Origin of the sequence: Buttiauxella massiliensis (genome assembly GCF_902500225.1) — a bacterium.
GTDB classification, from domain to species: Bacteria; Pseudomonadota; Gammaproteobacteria; order Enterobacterales; family Enterobacteriaceae; genus Buttiauxella; species Buttiauxella massiliensis.
The window spans coordinates 43178-59050 of record NZ_LR722661.1 but is presented as its reverse complement, the minus strand read 5'-3'; the positions used below and the strand labels follow the sequence as shown (position 1 = coordinate 59050).

Genomic DNA, 15873 nt, shown 5'->3' with positions numbered 1-15873 from the left:
GAATCGAGAAAGGGGGAAGGGCGCGATAGCGCCCTGGAGGAAATTAGTAAGTAAAATCAGCAAACGTCATTAAAGTGGCACCTGCCGCAGACATAGTCTGGAATGCCTTCAGGCTGTCCTGAGGATGAAGATTCACACCCCGGCAACCATCTGTAATCACTATCACGTCATAGCCCAATGTCAGGGCGTCGAGTACTGTGAACTTCACGCAATAATCGGTTGCCAAACCCATCACCACTAGCTGTTTGATCTCATTGCGAAATAGCCAGCTGTCAAGCTCCGTTTTCTGACGATGCCCATTATCGAAAAATGCGCTGTAACTATCAATCAGTGGGTTTTCACCTTTCTGAAAAACAGCGTCTATCTCATGCGTATTTAGCAACGGATGGAGCTGTGCACCTTCGCTATTTTGCACACAGTGATCCGGCCACCAGGTTTGCCTGAGTCCCTCAAGCTTCCCTTGTGAATAAGGCTCGGTTCGCTGAATACTGGCAAAACTCCCGTGATTGGACGGATGCCAGTCCTGTGATGCAACTACGACATCCCCCTTCGCTTTGCAAAAGCTAATCAGCATATTCGCGACTTCGACAGTGCTATCCCCGTCAGGGACAGCAAGGGCACCACCGGCACAAAAATCATTCTGTATATCAACCATCAACAAAGCACGTTTCATGGCGTCTCCTTACTCGTCTGGGGTGAGTTCACCACGCAAGTTGCGAGTCATGGCCTCGCGAATGGCCTGCACACCCAGATTCTGGCTGAGCAAATAGTGAAGCTTAGTCAACGTAGCTTCTACAGTCATATCAAAGCCGCTAACCACACCTGCCTGAGCCAGTGCGTTACCCGTTGCGTAGCCACCCATATTGACTTTACCGGACATACATTGCGTCAGGTTTACAACGATAATGCCGCGTGAACAGGCTTCTTGTAACTCTCTGAGGAATGCGCCGTGCTGCGGAGCATTACCCACACCATAAGAACGCAGGATCAGCGCTTTTACCGGCTGGCGTAAAAAATTGCCGACAACGTCTGCTGAAATCCCTGGGTAAATCGTCACCACACCAATCGGCTGTGGGGTAATCGGGTGAACAATTAACTCGCCTTCGCTGTGTGGTGCGGCTGGCGTATTCAGGCGGCGAATGTGGATACCCGCTTCAAGCAACGGTGCCAGATTGGGTGAGGCAAAGGCATCAAAACCGTCGGCATGCGCCTTGGTGGTGCGGTTACCGCGATACAAACGGTTATTGAAGAATAGAGTGACTTCGTTAATTGGGAAATTGGCAGCGATGTACAAAGAGTTAAGCAGGTTAATCTGCCCATCAGAACGAAGCTCAGCCAGGGGAATTTGCGAACCAGTCACAATCACCGGCTTGCTGAGGTTTTCCAGCATGAAGGAGAGCGCCGAGGCGGTAAACGCCATGGTGTCGGTGCCATGCAGAATCACAAAACCGTCGTACTTGTCGTAATTGGCTTTAATGTCATCAGCAATGTGCTGCCAGTCTTCTGGTGTCATGTCGGAGGAGTCCATCAATGGCTGATATTCGTGAATCGTGAAATCAGGCATTTCCTGGCGATGGAATTCTGGCATCAAAGCCAACTGGCGTTGTAAATGGCCGGAAACAGGAATGTAACCGTGCTCTGAACGCTGCATACCGATAGTACCGCCGGTATAGGCAACGTAAATGGATTTTTTTTGCATGAATAAACTCAGAGAGTTGGCGTAATTAGCCGCAGTATAGTGGGATGGGGCAAAAAAATCAGCCCGGTAAATACCGGGCTGGATTTAGATTATCGTACGTCACCACAGGTGAGGCAGAAGGCGTATCGGTTTTGCGGGTCATTCATCGTGCCAAACTTATCGTTTTGCGCTTTTACCGCCAAAGCCGCATCCGCTAACGGTGCTGGCAAATATGCCTGTAATGCTTGTGGCAGCATGGCACGTACCGAGCCGCTCACGCTGTTGAATACCATATCAAGCACGCTTGGCTCATCCTGCCAGAAAACCAGGTGCCAACTTTTAAGTTTTGCAAGCTCAGCGGCTTTCGCTACGGCATCATCGAAATCACCCAGGCTGTCTACCAGGCCGTTTGCTTTTGCATCCTGACCTGTCCAGACATGACCCTGAGCGATTGCATCAATTTGCTCCGGCGTTTTCTTGCGGGAATCTGCAACCAGGTTCACAAAGCGCTTATAGCCATTTTCGATGGTCAACTGCATCATTTGCTGCACTTCTGGGGGCAATGATTTCGTCACCGCGACATCCGCTAATGGCGAAGTCGCCACACCATCGGTGTGAACGCCAATGGAATCAAGGCTATTTTCAACCGTGTTAATCACACCAAAAATACCAATCGAGCCGGTCAAAGTATTCGGGCTGGCGACGATGTAATCCGCCGGAGTCGAAATCCAGTAACCGCCAGAGGCCGCCATTCCACCCATCGAAACGACAATCGGTTTGCCCGCTGTACGCGCCGCTTCCAGTTCATCACGAATCACTTCTGATGCGGAGACGCTGCCGCCAGGGCTGTTGACGCGCAGCACAAGCGCTTTTACTTTCGGATCAAGACGCGCTTCGCGAATTTGCATCGCGGTGGTATCGCCGCCGACTTGTCCTGGGGTTTCTTCGCCATCCATAATCGCGCCATTGGCGATAATAACGGCAATCGCATCACCGGTATCAGCCGGTTTTTTCACTACATAGTCGTACATGCTGGTGTAGCTGAAATCTTTGCTCTCTTTATTCCAGCCAAATTGCTTAATCATCGCTTTATCAACGGTCGCGCTGCTGGCGAGTTCATCCACCAGTTTATTGTCCAGCGCGTATTTCGCTGTGTCGCCACCGAGTTTTTGCAGGCTATCCAGCAAACCTTGCGCGCCTGGGAACACTTGCTGCGCAGTTATCTGACGGTTAGCCGCGATAGTGCCCAGGTAGTTTTGCCACAGCTCGCCAATCCAGCGGCTATCGGCTTCACGCGCGGCAGGGGACATATCATCACGAATAAACGGCTCAACGGCAGATTTGTAAGTGCCGACGCGGAAAATATGCGTGGAGACTTTCAGCTTATCGAGCAGCGTTTTGTAATAGAGCGAGTTGGTGGCAAAGCCGTGAAGATCCACCACGCCTTGTGGTGAGAGCCAAATTTTATTGGCAAAACTTGCCAGGTAATATTGCCCCTGGTTGTAGCTATCGCCCGCGGCATAAACCGGTTTACCACTGTCACGGAATTCACGCAGTGCTTTGCCGATATATTGCATAGAAGGCTGATCGCCACCGGCAAACTCTTTCAGGTCCAGCACAATCCCGGTGATGTTGCGGTCATCTTTCGCCTGGCGAATGGTATCGACCACATCAAACAGCGAGTTTTCCTGCAGGCGGTCTGAACTGGCACCCAGCAACTGGCGGCCAATCACGCCCAGTTTATTGCTTACCGAAGGTTTATCGACCACCACGCCGGTGATATCCAGCAACAACGCACCGCGTGCAGGTTCTGCTGGCGCGCTGTTAATCTGCATCCAGATCCCTACGCCAACCAGCACCAGTAACACTAAAAATAGGTTGAGAATAAATTCTCGAATAAAGTTAAGCAGACGCCAGGTCCACTTAAAAAAACCGGCAACAAATCGCCCAATGGTGCGCATGCATTCTCCGTAATATCTGGCAAGCTGCATATAACAGCTTAAGTGACCGCTATCCTAAATACCCCCAGGGCAAAAGTCAGTAGGAAATCTGCCCCGTGCTGTAACAAAATCTACGGCTGTGTTAATTTCGGCGCTAAAATTCATTGCAGGAGTTATCAAATGGATGCACTCGAACTACTACTTAACCGTCGTAGCGCTTCCCGCCTGGCAGAACCCGCTCCGGCAGGCGACGTGCTGGAAAACATCATTCGTGCCGGTATGCGCGCACCGGATCACGGCACCTTGCAGCCGTGGCGTTTCATCGTGATTGAAGGCGAAGGCCGCGAGCGTTTCAGCAAAGTGATGGAACAAGCCGCCATCGCTGAGGAACAAGACGAAAAGGGCATTGAAAAGGCGCGTACCGCTCCTTTCCGCGCGCCAATGATTATCGCGGTCGTGGCGCATTGCGATGACAATCACAAAGTTCCTGTCTGGGAACAGGTTGTTTCTGCGGGTTGTGCGGTAATGGCAATGCAAATGGCAGCGGTCGCTCAGGGCTACAACGGCATCTGGCGTACTGGCATCTGGACTGAAAGCGAAGCTGTGCGCGACGCACTAAACTGCCGTGAGCAAGATGAAGTGGTCGGTTTCCTGTATCTGGGAACGCCACAACTCAAAGCCTCTACTACCGTTAGCGTGCCAGACATCACCCCGTTTGTGCGCAGATTCTAAGCAATCACGCAAAAGCTGTCTGGATTGTGACCAGCAATGGCGCAATTCAGACACTGATACTTACTACTCCCAGGCGTAAGAGTTACCATAGCGGCATTGCCAATGACAGGAGTAGTCCATGAGTGAGCAAACCGTTCGTCTAACCCAGTACAGCCACGGCGCTGGTTGCGGTTGTAAAATTTCCCCGAAAGTCCTGCAAACTATTCTGCATTCCGAGCAGGCTAAATTTGTCGACCCTAACTTGCTGGTCGGAAACGAAACCAGCGATGACGCGGCGGTTTACGATCTGGGCAACGGCACTTGTGTCATCAGCACCACCGACTTCTTTATGCCGATCGTCGACGATCCGTTCGACTTTGGGCGCATTGCTGCCACCAACGCGATTAGCGACATTTACGCGATGGGCGGCAAACCGATTATGGCTATCGCGATTCTTGGCTGGCCGATTAACACCCTCGCGCCAGAAATTGCCCGCAAAGTGATTGAAGGCGGACGTTTTGTTTGCCAACAGGCGGGCATTTCCCTGGCAGGCGGCCACTCCATCGATGCACCAGAGCCTATCTTTGGCCTTGCCGTTACCGGCATCGTACCAACCGACCGTGTTAAGAAAAACAGCTCAGCCACAGCAGGCTGCAAACTGTTCCTCACCAAGCCGCTCGGTATTGGCGTGTTGACCACTGCTGAGAAAAAATCCCTGCTAAAACCTGAACATTATGGCCTTGCGGCAGAAGTGATGTGCCAGCTGAATAAGCCGGGTGCCGAATTTGCCGACATCGAAGGCGTTACCGCCATGACCGATGTCACCGGCTTTGGCCTGCTGGGTCACCTCAGCGAAATGTGCCAGGGCGCGGGCATTCAGGCTGAAGTGTGGTTTGATAAAGTACCGAAATTACCTGATGTTGAAGATTACATCGCGCAGGGCTGTGTTCCTGGTGGTACATCGCGCAACTTCGTAAGCTACGGTTATCTGATGGGTGAAATGACCCAGGCGCAACGCGATTTACTGTGCGACCCACAAACTTCCGGCGGTTTACTGTTAGCCGTTGAAGCGGGCGCAGAAGACGCGGTTGCCGCCGTTGCTGAAAAAAATGGCATCAAACTGACCGCGATTGGCGAGTTGAAAACCGCCCGTGCAGGCCGCCCGATGATTGAGATTCGTTAGTCTGATGCGTCTGTTTATTGCCGAAAAACCCAGCCTCGCTCGCGCTATTGCTGATGTGCTCCCAAAACCCCATCGTCGTGGCGATGGGTTCATTGAATGTGGGAATGGGCAAGTGGTGACCTGGTGTATCGGTCACCTGCTGGAACAGGCTCAGCCGGATGCTTACGACGCAAAATACGCGCGCTGGAACCTCGCCGACCTGCCAATCGTGCCGGAAAAATGGCAGTTGCAGCCGCGTCCATCAGTCACCAAACAGCTCAACGCCATCAAAAAATTGCTCGTCCAGGCTGACGAAGTGGTTCATGCGGGTGACCCGGATCGTGAAGGGCAGTTGCTGGTGGATGAAGTACTCGACTATCTCGACCTGGCTCCGGCAAAGCGCCAGCAGGTTCAACGCTGCCTGATAAACGATCTCAACCCGCAAGCCGTTGAACGCGCTATCAGCCGTCTGCGTGCGAACAGCGAATTTATACCCTTGTGTGTTTCGGCACTCGCACGTGCGCGTGCCGACTGGCTTTATGGCATCAACATGACTCGTGCCTACACCATTCTTGGGCGTAACGCAGGTTATCAGGGCGTACTTTCGGTCGGCCGTGTGCAAACGCCAGTGCTTGGACTGGTGGTGCGTCGCGATGAAGAAATCGAGAATTTCATCGCTAAAGATTTCTTTGAAGTGAAAGCACATATCGTCACGCCTGCGGATGAGCGTTTTGTCGCCACCTGGATACCCAGCGAGTCTTGCGAACCGTATCAAGATGAAGAAGGGCGTTTGCTGCATCGTCCGCTGGCTGAACATGTGGTCAACCGTATTGGCGGGCAACCAGCCATCGTCACCGCCTATAATGATAAACGGGAATCAGAAGTCGCTCCGCTACCGTTCTCGCTCTCTAGCCTGCAAATCGAGGCGGCAAAGCGTTTTGGGCTAAGTGCACAGAACGTGTTGGATATCTGCCAGAAGTTGTACGAAACCCACAAACTAATTACTTACCCGCGTTCGGATAGCCGTTATCTGCCGGATGAGCATTTCGCCGGGCGTCATGCGGTACTCAATGCGATTAGCATTCACCAGCCTGATTTATTCCCGCAGCCTGTGCTGAATACCGACCTGCGTAACCGCTGCTGGGATGACAAAAAAGTCGATGCTCACCATGCAATCATTCCTACTGCACGTAGCTCCAAAATTTCGCTCTCTGAAAATGAAGCTAAAGTTTACAACCTGATTGCCCGACAATACTTAATGCAGTTCTGTGCCGATGCAGTGTTCCGCAAATGCACCATTGATCTCGATATCGCAGGCGGCAAGTTCAACGCCAAAGCGCGTTTCCTCGCCGAAGCCGGTTGGCGCACGCTGCTTGGCGGCAAAGAACGCGATGAAGAGAACGATGGTACACCGCTTCCGGTGGTGGCCAAAGGTGATGAACTGCTGTGTGAAAAAGGCGAGGTGATTGAACGCCAGACCCAGCCACCGCGCCACTTCACTGATGCGACACTGCTGTCCGCGATGACCGGGATTGCACGTTTTGTGCAGGATAAAGATCTTAAAAAGATCCTGCGCGCCACAGATGGACTGGGCACTGAAGCGACCCGCGCCGGGATCATTGAGCTTTTGTTTAAGCGAACGTTTCTGGTCAAAAAAGGCCGCTATATTCATTCATCGGATGCCGGACGAGCGTTAATTCACTCGCTCCCGGAACTGGCCGCAAGGCCGGATATGACGGCGCAATGGGAATCGACGCTGACGCAAATCAGCGAAAAGCAGTGCCGTTATCAGGACTTCATGCAACCATTGGTACAAACGCTGTATGACCTGATTCACCAGGCTCGAACCAAGCCGGTTCATCATGCTTTCATAGGTGTTAAAGCGCCTGACGAGCAGAAAAAATCGCGTAAGCAATGGGCGAAAAAAGAGGGAAGTGATAATGCAACTAAGAAGCCTGCTCGCCGGCGCCGTAGCGCTGATGGTGACTCTGCCTGTGATGGCGCAGCGTCTTGATCCGCAGGTAGATATATCGGTGCCGCCGGAAGTGTTCAGCACTCAGGGGCAGCGTGCTGCGCCCTGTAACCAATGCTGCATTTATCAGGATCAAAACTATTCTGAAGGGGCTGTGGTGAAAGCTGATGGAGGCGTATTGCTGCAATGCCAGCGTGATGAAAAAACGCTTAGCACTAACCCTTTAGTTTGGCGTCGCGTAAAGACATAAACGCTTCAAGTAACGGAATATCTGCCGGGGCGAGATCATAACCAAATGCCTCGGCAGGTAAACACCAGGCCAGTTCGCTATGGCAAAGTGCTGTTAGCTCCCCACTAAATTCGCCCACATGCCACGCATGTAAATGAACGATCCTTCCTGATACTTCACGCTTATGGCTGGCAATATAATCGCCCACTAACGCTTCAATCATTAACTCTTCTTTCAGTTCCCGAGCCAGGGCTTGCGGCTGTGATTCACCGTTATCTACCTTTCCACCAGGAAATTCCCATAAACCTGCTTGATCGCCACTTTCCGGGCGACGAGCAAGCAAAATTTTACCGTGCTGCTGGATTATCCCAGCAACAACATCAATGGTTTTCATGATACCAATCCGTTCTTTGTCTATGGGCGTGGCATAATACGCGCCACCAAAGATTATCTGAAGATCTTCCCGAATTATGATTAAAAACAGCTCTCCATGGGTGACGCCGCTTAAAAAATTGCCTGCCAGTTTGCGGCCTATTATTTCAATGCAGGAAAAGCACTTCGGTGCGGTGCTGAACCCTACACGTTGGTGGGGGCGTTTTCCTTATCTATTCTGGCTGGTGGCTTTGTTTGTTGGGTTTCTTGAAAGACGCCGCTCTGGTATCGACCCGGTGGTGCGCTCGCTGGTGATGACCCGTGTTTCCCAGCAGTGCTGTTGTGAATTCTGTATTGATGCCAATAGCTTACGGCTGGCTGAACGCAGTGGTTCGATGGACAAAGTGCTGGCGGTGGCTAACTGGCGTGAAGAAACATTGTTTTCAGCCAAGGAGCAGGCTGCGTTGGCCTATGCTGACGCCATGACCGCAACACCTCCGCAAATCAGTGATGCGCTAAAAGCCGAACTGAAAACGCATTACGATGAGAAAACTATCACCGAATTAACCGCGCTAATTGCTTTTCAAAACCTATCTGCACGCTTTAATGCCGCGCTGGATATTCCGGCGCAAGGGTTATGTGTGAGCGAACCAGGGAAAAAGCTCCATGTTTGATAGCTACCTTCATCCGCGCATAAAACCTTCACTAGAACGCCTGGCAGCCAAACTGGACAAAAGTGTCATCACCCCGGATGGGCTGACGATGTTTGGTTTTGCCATCGGAGTACTGGCTCTGCCTTTCCTTGCATTGCAATGGTATGGCGCAGCGCTGGTAGCCATTATGCTGAATCGCCTGTTTGATGGTTTAGATGGCGCACTTGCGCGGCGACGCGGGCTAACCGATGCCGGTGGTTTCCTTGATATCTCGTTAGATTTTCTGTTTTACGCGCTGGTGCCGTTTGGTTTTATTCTCGCTGACCCCGCGCAAAATGCGCTGGCGGGCGGCTGGTTGCTGTTCGCGTTTATTGGCACCGGCAGTAGTTTTCTGGCTTTTGCAGCGGTGGCGCAAAAACACCAGCTTGATAACCCAGGCTATGCGCATAAATCGTTTTACTATCTGGGCGGGTTGACCGAGGGCACAGAGACAATTGCATTATTTGTGTTGAGTTGCCTGTTTCCACAGTGGTTTGCCTGGTTCGCGTGGGTGTTTGGAGCGTTGTGTTGGATGACGACGTTTACGCGGGTGTGGAGTGGGTATGAGACACTGAGGCGGGTGATTTAACCTGGTCCCTTATCCCTTGAGAGGGATCTGTAAGATGAGAGGTTTTTCCGTTCACCCGAACGTTTGGCGACTTCTGCAACTGTCGTTAACGGTGAACGTGCCAAGGAGAGGGCGTTCTCTCCTTGGCACGTTCACCGTGCACTGGAATTTATGGGAGCGAATAACTTACAGGTGAACGGAAAATCACCGTCCTACTATATGGGCAAAAACGGAGCCTATTCCGGCCTCCGCTCCCCACTCACAACCGGGTTCTTCGGATTACTGCTCCACTCATACCAGCCACCGTCGTACACGCCCACATTCTGCCACCCCATCGCACGGGCATACATGAAGGTTTCTGATGCGCGCCAGCCGGTGCCGCAATAGAACGCCACGTGCTGATCCGGCGTAATGTTCCAGCTTTTCCACATTGCTGCGATGTCGTCAGCAGAACGCATAGTGCCGTCTGGATTATGGAAATCTTCCATATGGGTGGAGTCTGAACCTGCATGACCCCAACGAGCCCCGGCAATTTCACCTTTTGGCTTGATATAGCTATAGCCGCTGGTAGTGCCGATAAATTCTGGCCATGAACGAATACTGACCAGTGACGCATCTTTACGGCCAAGTAGCCCGCGAGCCTGTTCTGTATCAAGCATCAGCTGTGGCTGGCCCGGGATTGGCGCACCAAAGTCTGCCGCAGGTTTTACATCGTTCGGCAGGCCGCGCTCGACAGGCAGTTTGGCGTCAGACCAGCTCTGCCAACCGCCATCAAGCAAACGCACATCTTTCACACCTGCATACAGCAGAATTTGCGCAACGCGTGCCGCAGCGTAGACATCACGCCCGTACATCACCACGGTGGTGTCATGGCGAATGCCATGTTTGGCTAACAACGCCCTGAGCTTGTCGTCAGACACTTTATTCCACAACGGCTCGCTTTCGATATCGTTGGTGTCGATGTAATCCGCGCCCGGAATATGGCTCAGCAAATACTGCTTAGGTGCGCCCCAGGCGGCTTCGATGATTTTCACTTCACCGGCAGGTTTCGCTGCAACAGGTTTGTTCTGCATCAGGTTATGCAGCCACTGCGGGTAAACGAGCTGCTCGAAGTGCGACATTTTCTGCAAGCGCGCAGGCTGCTGCAAAGCGTCGGAGAGCAGGGCGATATGTGTGTAGCCCAGGTTAGTCAGTCGCTCTTTAACTGCTTTGGTTTCAGGGCCTTGACCATACAACGCAATCAGGCTGTCTGGTGCGATGCTGTGTTGCTTTGCCCACAGTTGCAGCTGCTCATCGTTCATCATACCTAACCAACTGGCAGACAAATTTAGTGCAGCAGGTTCATGCCCACCCACACCATGAACGGTTTGTGGCCAGCCGTTATAAAAGGCACTTGGACGTGTATCAATTACCACGCCTTTTTGCGCCTGAAGATTGGAGAAAGTCATCTGAGAAGGCTGACCTGAGGCGAAAGCCATATGCGCCAACCCGGATAACATCAAGGCGGCGGTTAGTTGAGAAACACGTTTCATCTTATAACCTGAAAAGAAGAGAAAAAAGAGCCGCTATTCTTGCCGAATAACGGCGGCTATTCCTTGCGATAACGCATAATTATGTATGACAAATTAATAGCCGGAATCATTGACCGTAATAATATGTCCACCTGTGGGAATGTCTTGCGGATCGTGTGTTACCAGTACTACCGGAATGGCTTGTTGCTCAACCTGCTGCCAGACGAACTGACGGAACTGCTCGCGTAAGGTTTGATCCAATCGTGAAAACGGCTCATCGAGCAATAACGCTTCGGGTTTCGCCAGCAATGCCCGCAACACGCTAACACGCGCGCGCTCACCGCCGGAAAGTGTTGCAGGGTCGCGTCGAGAGAAATGGGTTAGCTGCGCATTTGCCAGCGCTTGTTCGACATAATACTGCCGTTGTTCGCGCCCTTTAATTGTTGCGGGAAGGGCCATCGCCAGGTTTTGTCCAACATTCAAATGCGCAAACAGCAGAGCATCCTGAAAAAGAATGCCAATATTTCGCCGCGCGGTTGGGAGCGTATCGCGGCGTTGCTGATTCAGCCACAGCTCTCCTGTAACGCTAAATTCCGCTGGCAGCGCGCCAATCATCCAACTCAGAAATGTCGATTTTCCTGCCCCGGAGGGGCCCATCAGCGTCAATACTTCACCGGGAGAGACCGTGAAGCTTATATTCTGAATCAACGAGCGGGTGGCATTAGAAATGGAACAATCCTGAACACGCAGCATCAGCGTAATCCTTGTCGATAATGGGTAAACAGACTGCTGAGCTGTCGCATGACAATAAACATGATTGCCGGAAGTAGCATTTGTAGCAACGCCTGAATGGCCTGTTGCTGCGGGTCGCCGCCGCTACTGAGCGCCACAGTTTCTGTTGTGACGGAGGTAAAGCGCCCGGCACCTGCGTACAGCGTCGGTAAATATTGCGCGACGCTCACCGAAAACCCGACAGCCAGTGCTGCCAGTAGGGGGCGGATAAGCAATGGCAGCTTAACCCAGCATAAAATCTTCCACGGTGACCAGCCAAATGTTTGCGCAGTAATCGCCAGGCGCGAATCAAACTGTTGCCATGCGGGGCGTGCGACCAGAAGCATGTAGGGGACAACCCACAGCAAATGGCTCCAGATAACGCCCAGCCAACTCCCGTCCTGCTCCATAACCAGCAATATCTGATATTGCCCAGCAACCAACGGTAGAGCGGGTAAGAAAAGCGGTAGCGCAAGCCAGAGATCAAAACGTGAACTTCCCCCTTCCAGCCACAGAACAACCACCAGTAAACCTATCAGGCTGCTTGCCAGCGCCAGCACTAATGTGGTGAGTAAAGGTGATAGTTCAGCCGCTTGCCAGCCGGAAAGGGCGAATGCATCGGGCAAGAGTGCCGGGTAAAACCAGCCATCTGCAAATGACCACATCACCAGCATTGCTATCGCTGCAACGCCTGTGAGGGTCATGATAAAACCTGATCCTATTGCCAGAGGCTGAATGCTGAGTTGATGGCGCTTCCCGGAAAATTGTCCCAGGCAGCGGCGGCTCAACCGCCATATGGCGTAGCCAACGGTAGTAAAAATTACCAGCATCACCACCAGCAGCATTGACGTCAACATGCCCATTGCCACACGTTGTGGATCGGCATCGTTAAGCCACTGCCAGGCCAGAACGGCGAGTGTTGGTGGATTGGATGGACCCAGAATGATTGCCACATCCACGACAGACAGGCTGTAGGCCACCACCGCTAACAACGCCCATTTCAGGCGCGGCAATAACTGTGCGACCAGCACCCGAATGCGGCTTTGCAATGGGCCATAGCCCAGGCTTTGTGCCACGGTAAGCTGTTGGGAAAGGGACTGCTGGTTGAGCTGTGTGCTGGTAATCCATAGCAGGAACCAACACTCTTTCAGCGCCAGTAAGATACCCAGCCCAACACCATTTTCATCAAGATGAAACGACACGCCGCATAGACGCGCCAGCCAGCCATTATCGGAAAGCAGGAATAAAAAACCGCTGGCAAAAGCGACGTGTGGTAGCGCTAAAAGTAGCGGCAGTCGCGAGGTCAAGCGTTGCCAGTGCGCGCCAGGCCATAAGCCGCAAAGCAGTACAAGGCAAAGAGTCAACGAGCCGATAACACTAATCATGGTCGAATATAGTGTCGCCTGCAGCGCATCTGGCCACTGGTTGTCGGCCCAAAGCTGACGCCAGATATCGGGCATCAACATTGGTTTTGCCATCATCACTAAGCCTGGTAGCAGCGGAGCAAAAACGCACCCCACTGCGAGCAAGGCTAATGTGCGTTGCAGCCCGCGGTTACTCACTTCGCTCCGTAGCGCTGTAACCACTCTTTTTCTAGCGCATCAACCCAGGCAGAATGAGGTTCAGCCAGATATGGCACCGCTTGCTGATGGACTGGTTTTTGCGCATCAAGCTGTTCATTTAATGGCGCAGGTAGCGTTGCGCTATCCAGAATGGTGGCATCACCCCAGATTGCCGGGGTGGCTTTGCGAATTTGCGCTTGTGGCGACATCAGGAAATTTGCCAGCACCTGAGCTCCTGCCTGGGCGCGGGCATTGGCTGGAATAGTCACAAAATGGACGTTGCCCAACATGCCTTTTTCAAAGCCAAAGGCTTGTGCTGTTTTCGGCAGTTGTTTGCGGTCGATAAGGTTATCGACGTGTGCGGGATTGAATGTCACAGAAAACAGCAACTCGCCATCTGCCAGCATACGGTCCATGCGTGCGGGTGTTGGTGGGAAAGCTTTACCTTCGCGCCACAATAGAGGATGCAGTTTATCCAGGTACTCCCACAGTGGAGCAGTGACTTGTTTAAAGGTCGCGGGATCCGGCGGCAGGCGTAGCGCCTGTGTGTCGTGGGTCAGCACAATCAGTAACTGCTCGATAAATGCGGTACCGGTAAAATCGGGTGGGCGAGGATAGCTCAGTTTACCTGGTTTTTTTTCGGCGAATACCAGTAGTTCGGCTGCGCTACGCGGGAATTTAACATCAGGTTGTTTGTTGCCAATCAACATCAACTGTGCGCTGCCCCAGGGGGCTTCAGCACCGTCCGTCGGCTGGGAGAAATCTTCGCGCACGGGTTTCTTCTGGTCTACATAACGCCAGTTGGGTAATTCCCATGCCCAGCCTTCTTTCAACAATCCAGCTTGTTTCAATGTGCGGAAGTTTTCACCGTTGACCCACAGTAAATCAACCGAACCATTTTCTTTGCGTCCGGCGGCGGCTTCACTCTGAATGCGTTTTACCGCATCAGCGGCATCAGCCAGGCGCACCACTTTTACCGTCACGCCGTACTGCTGCTTCATTTCACTTGCTACCCAGTCGAGATAACTGTTTACCGCCGGGTCGCCACCCCAGGCGTTGAAGTAAACGGTCTGACCGTTCGCCTGCTCGCGCAGTGTGTTCCAGTTGGTGGGTTGTGCAAAGGTTGTGAAGCTGAACGCAACAAGTGACAGCAAAAGCGTTAAAGGGCGCAAAGTGGAGTCCTTATGATTTTCGGAGCATGCGGACTAACCGGCGTGACGCCAGCGGCAGCAAACCCAACAAAATAAACATCACGATCATGCCGGGTGAAAGAATATCGCTAAGGGTACGCAACTGGCTCAGTTGGCGCCCAGCGTTGAGATAAACCACGATCGCCGGCAGCATCCCGACAAGGCTAACGGCAAAATAGCGCAGCGTTTTGATTGGCGTCAGGCCCATCAACAAATTTATCAGAAAGAACGGGAAAACAGGCGTTAGTCGTAGCGCAAAAAGATAGTACAACCCTTCGCGCTCCATGCCGCGGTTAATCGCCGACATCGGCGCGGCAAAACGAAACAGTACCCAGTCACGTAACAAATAGCGGCTGATGAGCATCGCGAGCGTGGCACCACAGGTTGCAGCCAGCGCCACCAGCATGGTTCCCTGAATCAAACCAAATTGCGAACCTGCCAGCAGCGTTAATAGTGTGGCACCGGGAATCGAAAGGGTGGTGACCACAACATAAATTACAAAAAATGCCAGTGCCGTTTGCAGCGGATGCAACTGATGCCATGTAGAGAATTGTGACTGATAATGTTGCAGTGCCGCCAGACTACCCGGCGGCAGGAAGATAATTAGCAGGATAAAAACAACCACCAGAGCGGCAAAAAGTAACTTACGCATCGGGCAAGAAATCGTAGCGCCAGGTGATGTTCATACAACGTCCTTACAGTTTAAATTCAGCCCACACTGGTGCATGGTCAGAAGGTTTTTCCATACTACGAATATCGTAATCAATGCCGGTCGCGATACAACGTTCGGCAAGCGGTTGGCTTGCCAGAAGCAGATCGATACGCAGACCGCGGTTGTCATCAAAGCCTTTTGAGCGGTAATCAAACCATGAAAACTTGTCGTTAGTTTCCGGGTTAGCGTGGCGGAAAGTATCAACCAGGCCCCAGCTTTTCAGGCGATCCATCCATTCACGTTCTTCTGGCAGGAAGGAGCATTTACCTGTACGTAACCAACGCTTGCGGTTTTCTTCGCCAATACCGATATCCAGATCGGTTGGGCTGATATTGACATCACCCATAATCAGCACCGGGTTGTCTTTATTCAGTTCGCTATCGAGGAAGTTTTGCAGGTCCTGGTAGAACTTCGCTTTGGCCGGGAATTTGGTCGGGTGGTCGCGGCTTTCGCCCTGTGGGAAGTAACCGTTAATCACCGTCAGGTTGCCTAACGGCGAGGGAATCTCCGCCATAATGATGCGGCGCTGTGCTTCTTCATCGTCACCCGGGAAGCCACGGCGTACTGAAATCGGCGTCTCTTTAGTTAATAACGCCACACCGTAATGGCCTTTCTGACCATGATAAAAGACGTTGTAGCCCAGTTTTGCGACATCTTCGAGCGGGAACATATCGTCGTGGACTTTCGTTTCCTGCAAACCGATAACATCAGGCTGATGTTGTTCCACAATGGCTTGAAGTTGATGTGGGCGGGCGCGCAGGCCGTTGATATTAAAAGAGACGAATTTCATAAGTCGCTGCCGT

16 protein-coding genes are annotated in these 15873 nt (G+C 52.3%); 6 read left to right on the top strand and 10 right to left on the bottom strand.

From position 1 onward, the window contains the following. Positions 1-43: 43 nt before the first annotated feature. The 3 genes from pncA to sppA all read right to left on the bottom strand — a co-directional run bounded on the left by pncA (position 44) and on the right by sppA (position 3639). On the bottom strand, positions 44-673 hold the full coding sequence (gene pncA, locus GC128_RS18200; protein WP_151995472.1) for a bifunctional nicotinamidase/pyrazinamidase: 630 nt from the start codon (positions 671-673) through the stop codon (positions 44-46). Between the two features lie 9 nt (positions 674-682). Beyond that, positions 683-1699, bottom strand: a complete 1017-nt coding sequence (gene ansA, locus GC128_RS18195; protein ID WP_151995471.1) for an asparaginase — start codon at positions 1697-1699, stop codon at positions 683-685. 89 nt (positions 1700-1788) lie between these two features. After that, on the bottom strand, positions 1789-3639 hold the full coding sequence (gene sppA / locus GC128_RS18190; RefSeq protein WP_151995470.1) for a signal peptide peptidase SppA: 1851 nt from the start codon (positions 3637-3639) through the stop codon (positions 1789-1791). Between the two features lie 159 nt (positions 3640-3798). On the opposite strand from sppA, the gene GC128_RS18185 reads away from it, so the two are divergent. The 4 genes from GC128_RS18185 (at position 3799) to GC128_RS18170 (ending at position 7713) form a co-directional block, all read left to right on the top strand. Then, positions 3799-4350: an NAD(P)H nitroreductase gene (locus GC128_RS18185; RefSeq protein ID WP_151995469.1), complete on the top strand. Its 552-nt coding sequence runs from the start codon at positions 3799-3801 to the stop codon at positions 4348-4350. A 118-nt stretch (positions 4351-4468) separates the two neighbouring features. Continuing rightward, positions 4469-5512 carry a selenide, water dikinase SelD gene (selD, locus tag GC128_RS18180; protein WP_151995468.1) on the top strand — a complete coding sequence of 348 codons (1044 nt, stop codon included), beginning with the start codon at positions 4469-4471 and terminating at the stop codon, positions 5510-5512. Positions 5513-5516: 4 nt separating this feature from the next. Beyond that, positions 5517-7505: a DNA topoisomerase III gene (locus GC128_RS18175; protein WP_151995522.1), complete on the top strand. Its 1989-nt coding sequence runs from the start codon at positions 5517-5519 to the stop codon at positions 7503-7505. Then, entirely contained in the window at positions 7432-7713 is a 282-nt protein-coding gene (locus GC128_RS18170) for a YnjH family protein (protein WP_151995467.1), read from the top strand. Before GC128_RS18175 ends, GC128_RS18170 begins: the two co-directional genes overlap by 74 nt. Here the strand turns inward: GC128_RS18170 and GC128_RS18165 are convergent. After that, a complete protein-coding gene (locus GC128_RS18165; protein WP_151995466.1) occupies positions 7679-8086 on the bottom strand; it encodes a pyrimidine (deoxy)nucleoside triphosphate diphosphatase in 408 nt (135 codons plus the stop codon). The genes GC128_RS18170 and GC128_RS18165 overlap by 35 nt on opposite strands. 79 nt (positions 8087-8165) lie before the next feature. Between GC128_RS18165 and GC128_RS18160 the strand changes: the two genes are divergently transcribed. Both GC128_RS18160 and GC128_RS18155 read left to right on the top strand, forming a co-directional pair. Next, the gene (locus GC128_RS18160) at positions 8166-8738 is read left to right on the top strand and encodes a carboxymuconolactone decarboxylase family protein (RefSeq protein ID WP_151995521.1); all 573 of its coding nucleotides are present in this window, start codon (positions 8166-8168) and stop codon (positions 8736-8738) included. After that, positions 8731-9345, top strand: coding sequence for a CDP-alcohol phosphatidyltransferase family protein (locus tag GC128_RS18155; RefSeq protein WP_151995465.1), 615 nt, complete (start codon positions 8731-8733; stop codon positions 9343-9345). Before GC128_RS18160 ends, GC128_RS18155 begins: the two co-directional genes overlap by 8 nt. 215 nt (positions 9346-9560) lie before the next feature. Here GC128_RS18155 and GC128_RS18150 read toward each other — a convergent pair whose 3' ends face one another. From GC128_RS18150 to xthA, 6 genes are all read right to left on the bottom strand, one after another. After that, the gene (locus GC128_RS18150; protein WP_151995464.1) at positions 9561-10856 is read right to left on the bottom strand and encodes a rhodanese-like domain-containing protein; all 1296 of its coding nucleotides are present in this window, start codon (positions 10854-10856) and stop codon (positions 9561-9563) included. A 93-nt stretch (positions 10857-10949) separates the two neighbouring features. Continuing rightward, the gene (locus GC128_RS18145) at positions 10950-11588 is read right to left on the bottom strand and encodes an ATP-binding cassette domain-containing protein (protein WP_151995463.1); all 639 of its coding nucleotides are present in this window, start codon (positions 11586-11588) and stop codon (positions 10950-10952) included. Further along, on the bottom strand, positions 11588-13168 hold the full coding sequence (locus tag GC128_RS18140; protein WP_226812173.1) for an ABC transporter permease subunit: 1581 nt from the start codon (positions 13166-13168) through the stop codon (positions 11588-11590). Before GC128_RS18140 ends, GC128_RS18145 begins: the two co-directional genes overlap by 1 nt. Then, complete coding sequence (locus tag GC128_RS18135) at positions 13165-14340, bottom strand: ABC transporter substrate-binding protein (protein ID WP_193216280.1); 1176 nt, start codon at positions 14338-14340, stop codon at positions 13165-13167. Before GC128_RS18135 ends, GC128_RS18140 begins: the two co-directional genes overlap by 4 nt. Positions 14341-14350: 10 nt before the next feature. Then, entirely contained in the window at positions 14351-15010 is a 660-nt protein-coding gene (locus tag GC128_RS18130; RefSeq protein WP_151995462.1) for a TVP38/TMEM64 family protein, read from the bottom strand. Between the two features lie 43 nt (positions 15011-15053). Then, positions 15054-15860, bottom strand: coding sequence for an exodeoxyribonuclease III (xthA, locus tag GC128_RS18125; RefSeq protein ID WP_151995461.1), 807 nt, complete (start codon positions 15858-15860; stop codon positions 15054-15056). Between the last annotated feature and the right edge of the window lie 13 nt (positions 15861-15873).

Excerpts from the sequence above, each read along its gene's own strand:
- pncA (WP_151995472.1), bottom strand. The coding sequence starts at position 673 with ATGAAACGTGCTTTGTTGATGGTTGATATACAGAATGATTTTTGTGCC.
- ansA (WP_151995471.1), bottom strand. The coding sequence starts at position 1,699 with ATGCAAAAAAAATCCATTTACGTTGCCTATACCGGCGGTACTATCGGT.
- sppA (WP_151995470.1), bottom strand. The coding sequence starts at position 3,639 with ATGCGCACCATTGGGCGATTTGTTGCCGGTTTTTTTAAGTGGACCTGG.
- GC128_RS18185 (WP_151995469.1), top strand. The coding sequence starts at position 3,799 with ATGGATGCACTCGAACTACTACTTAACCGTCGTAGCGCTTCCCGCCTG.
- selD (WP_151995468.1), top strand. The coding sequence starts at position 4,469 with ATGAGTGAGCAAACCGTTCGTCTAACCCAGTACAGCCACGGCGCTGGT.
- GC128_RS18175 (WP_151995522.1), top strand. The coding sequence starts at position 5,517 with ATGCGTCTGTTTATTGCCGAAAAACCCAGCCTCGCTCGCGCTATTGCT.
- GC128_RS18170 (WP_151995467.1), top strand. The coding sequence starts at position 7,432 with ATGCAACTAAGAAGCCTGCTCGCCGGCGCCGTAGCGCTGATGGTGACT.
- GC128_RS18165 (WP_151995466.1), bottom strand. The coding sequence starts at position 8,086 with ATGAAAACCATTGATGTTGTTGCTGGGATAATCCAGCAGCACGGTAAA.
- GC128_RS18155 (WP_151995465.1), top strand. The coding sequence starts at position 8,731 with ATGTTTGATAGCTACCTTCATCCGCGCATAAAACCTTCACTAGAACGC.
- GC128_RS18150 (WP_151995464.1), bottom strand. The coding sequence starts at position 10,856 with ATGAAACGTGTTTCTCAACTAACCGCCGCCTTGATGTTATCCGGGTTG.
- GC128_RS18145 (WP_151995463.1), bottom strand. The coding sequence starts at position 11,588 with ATGCTGCGTGTTCAGGATTGTTCCATTTCTAATGCCACCCGCTCGTTG.
- GC128_RS18130 (WP_151995462.1), bottom strand. The coding sequence starts at position 15,010 with ATGCGTAAGTTACTTTTTGCCGCTCTGGTGGTTGTTTTTATCCTGCTA.
- xthA (WP_151995461.1), bottom strand. The coding sequence starts at position 15,860 with ATGAAATTCGTCTCTTTTAATATCAACGGCCTGCGCGCCCGCCCACAT.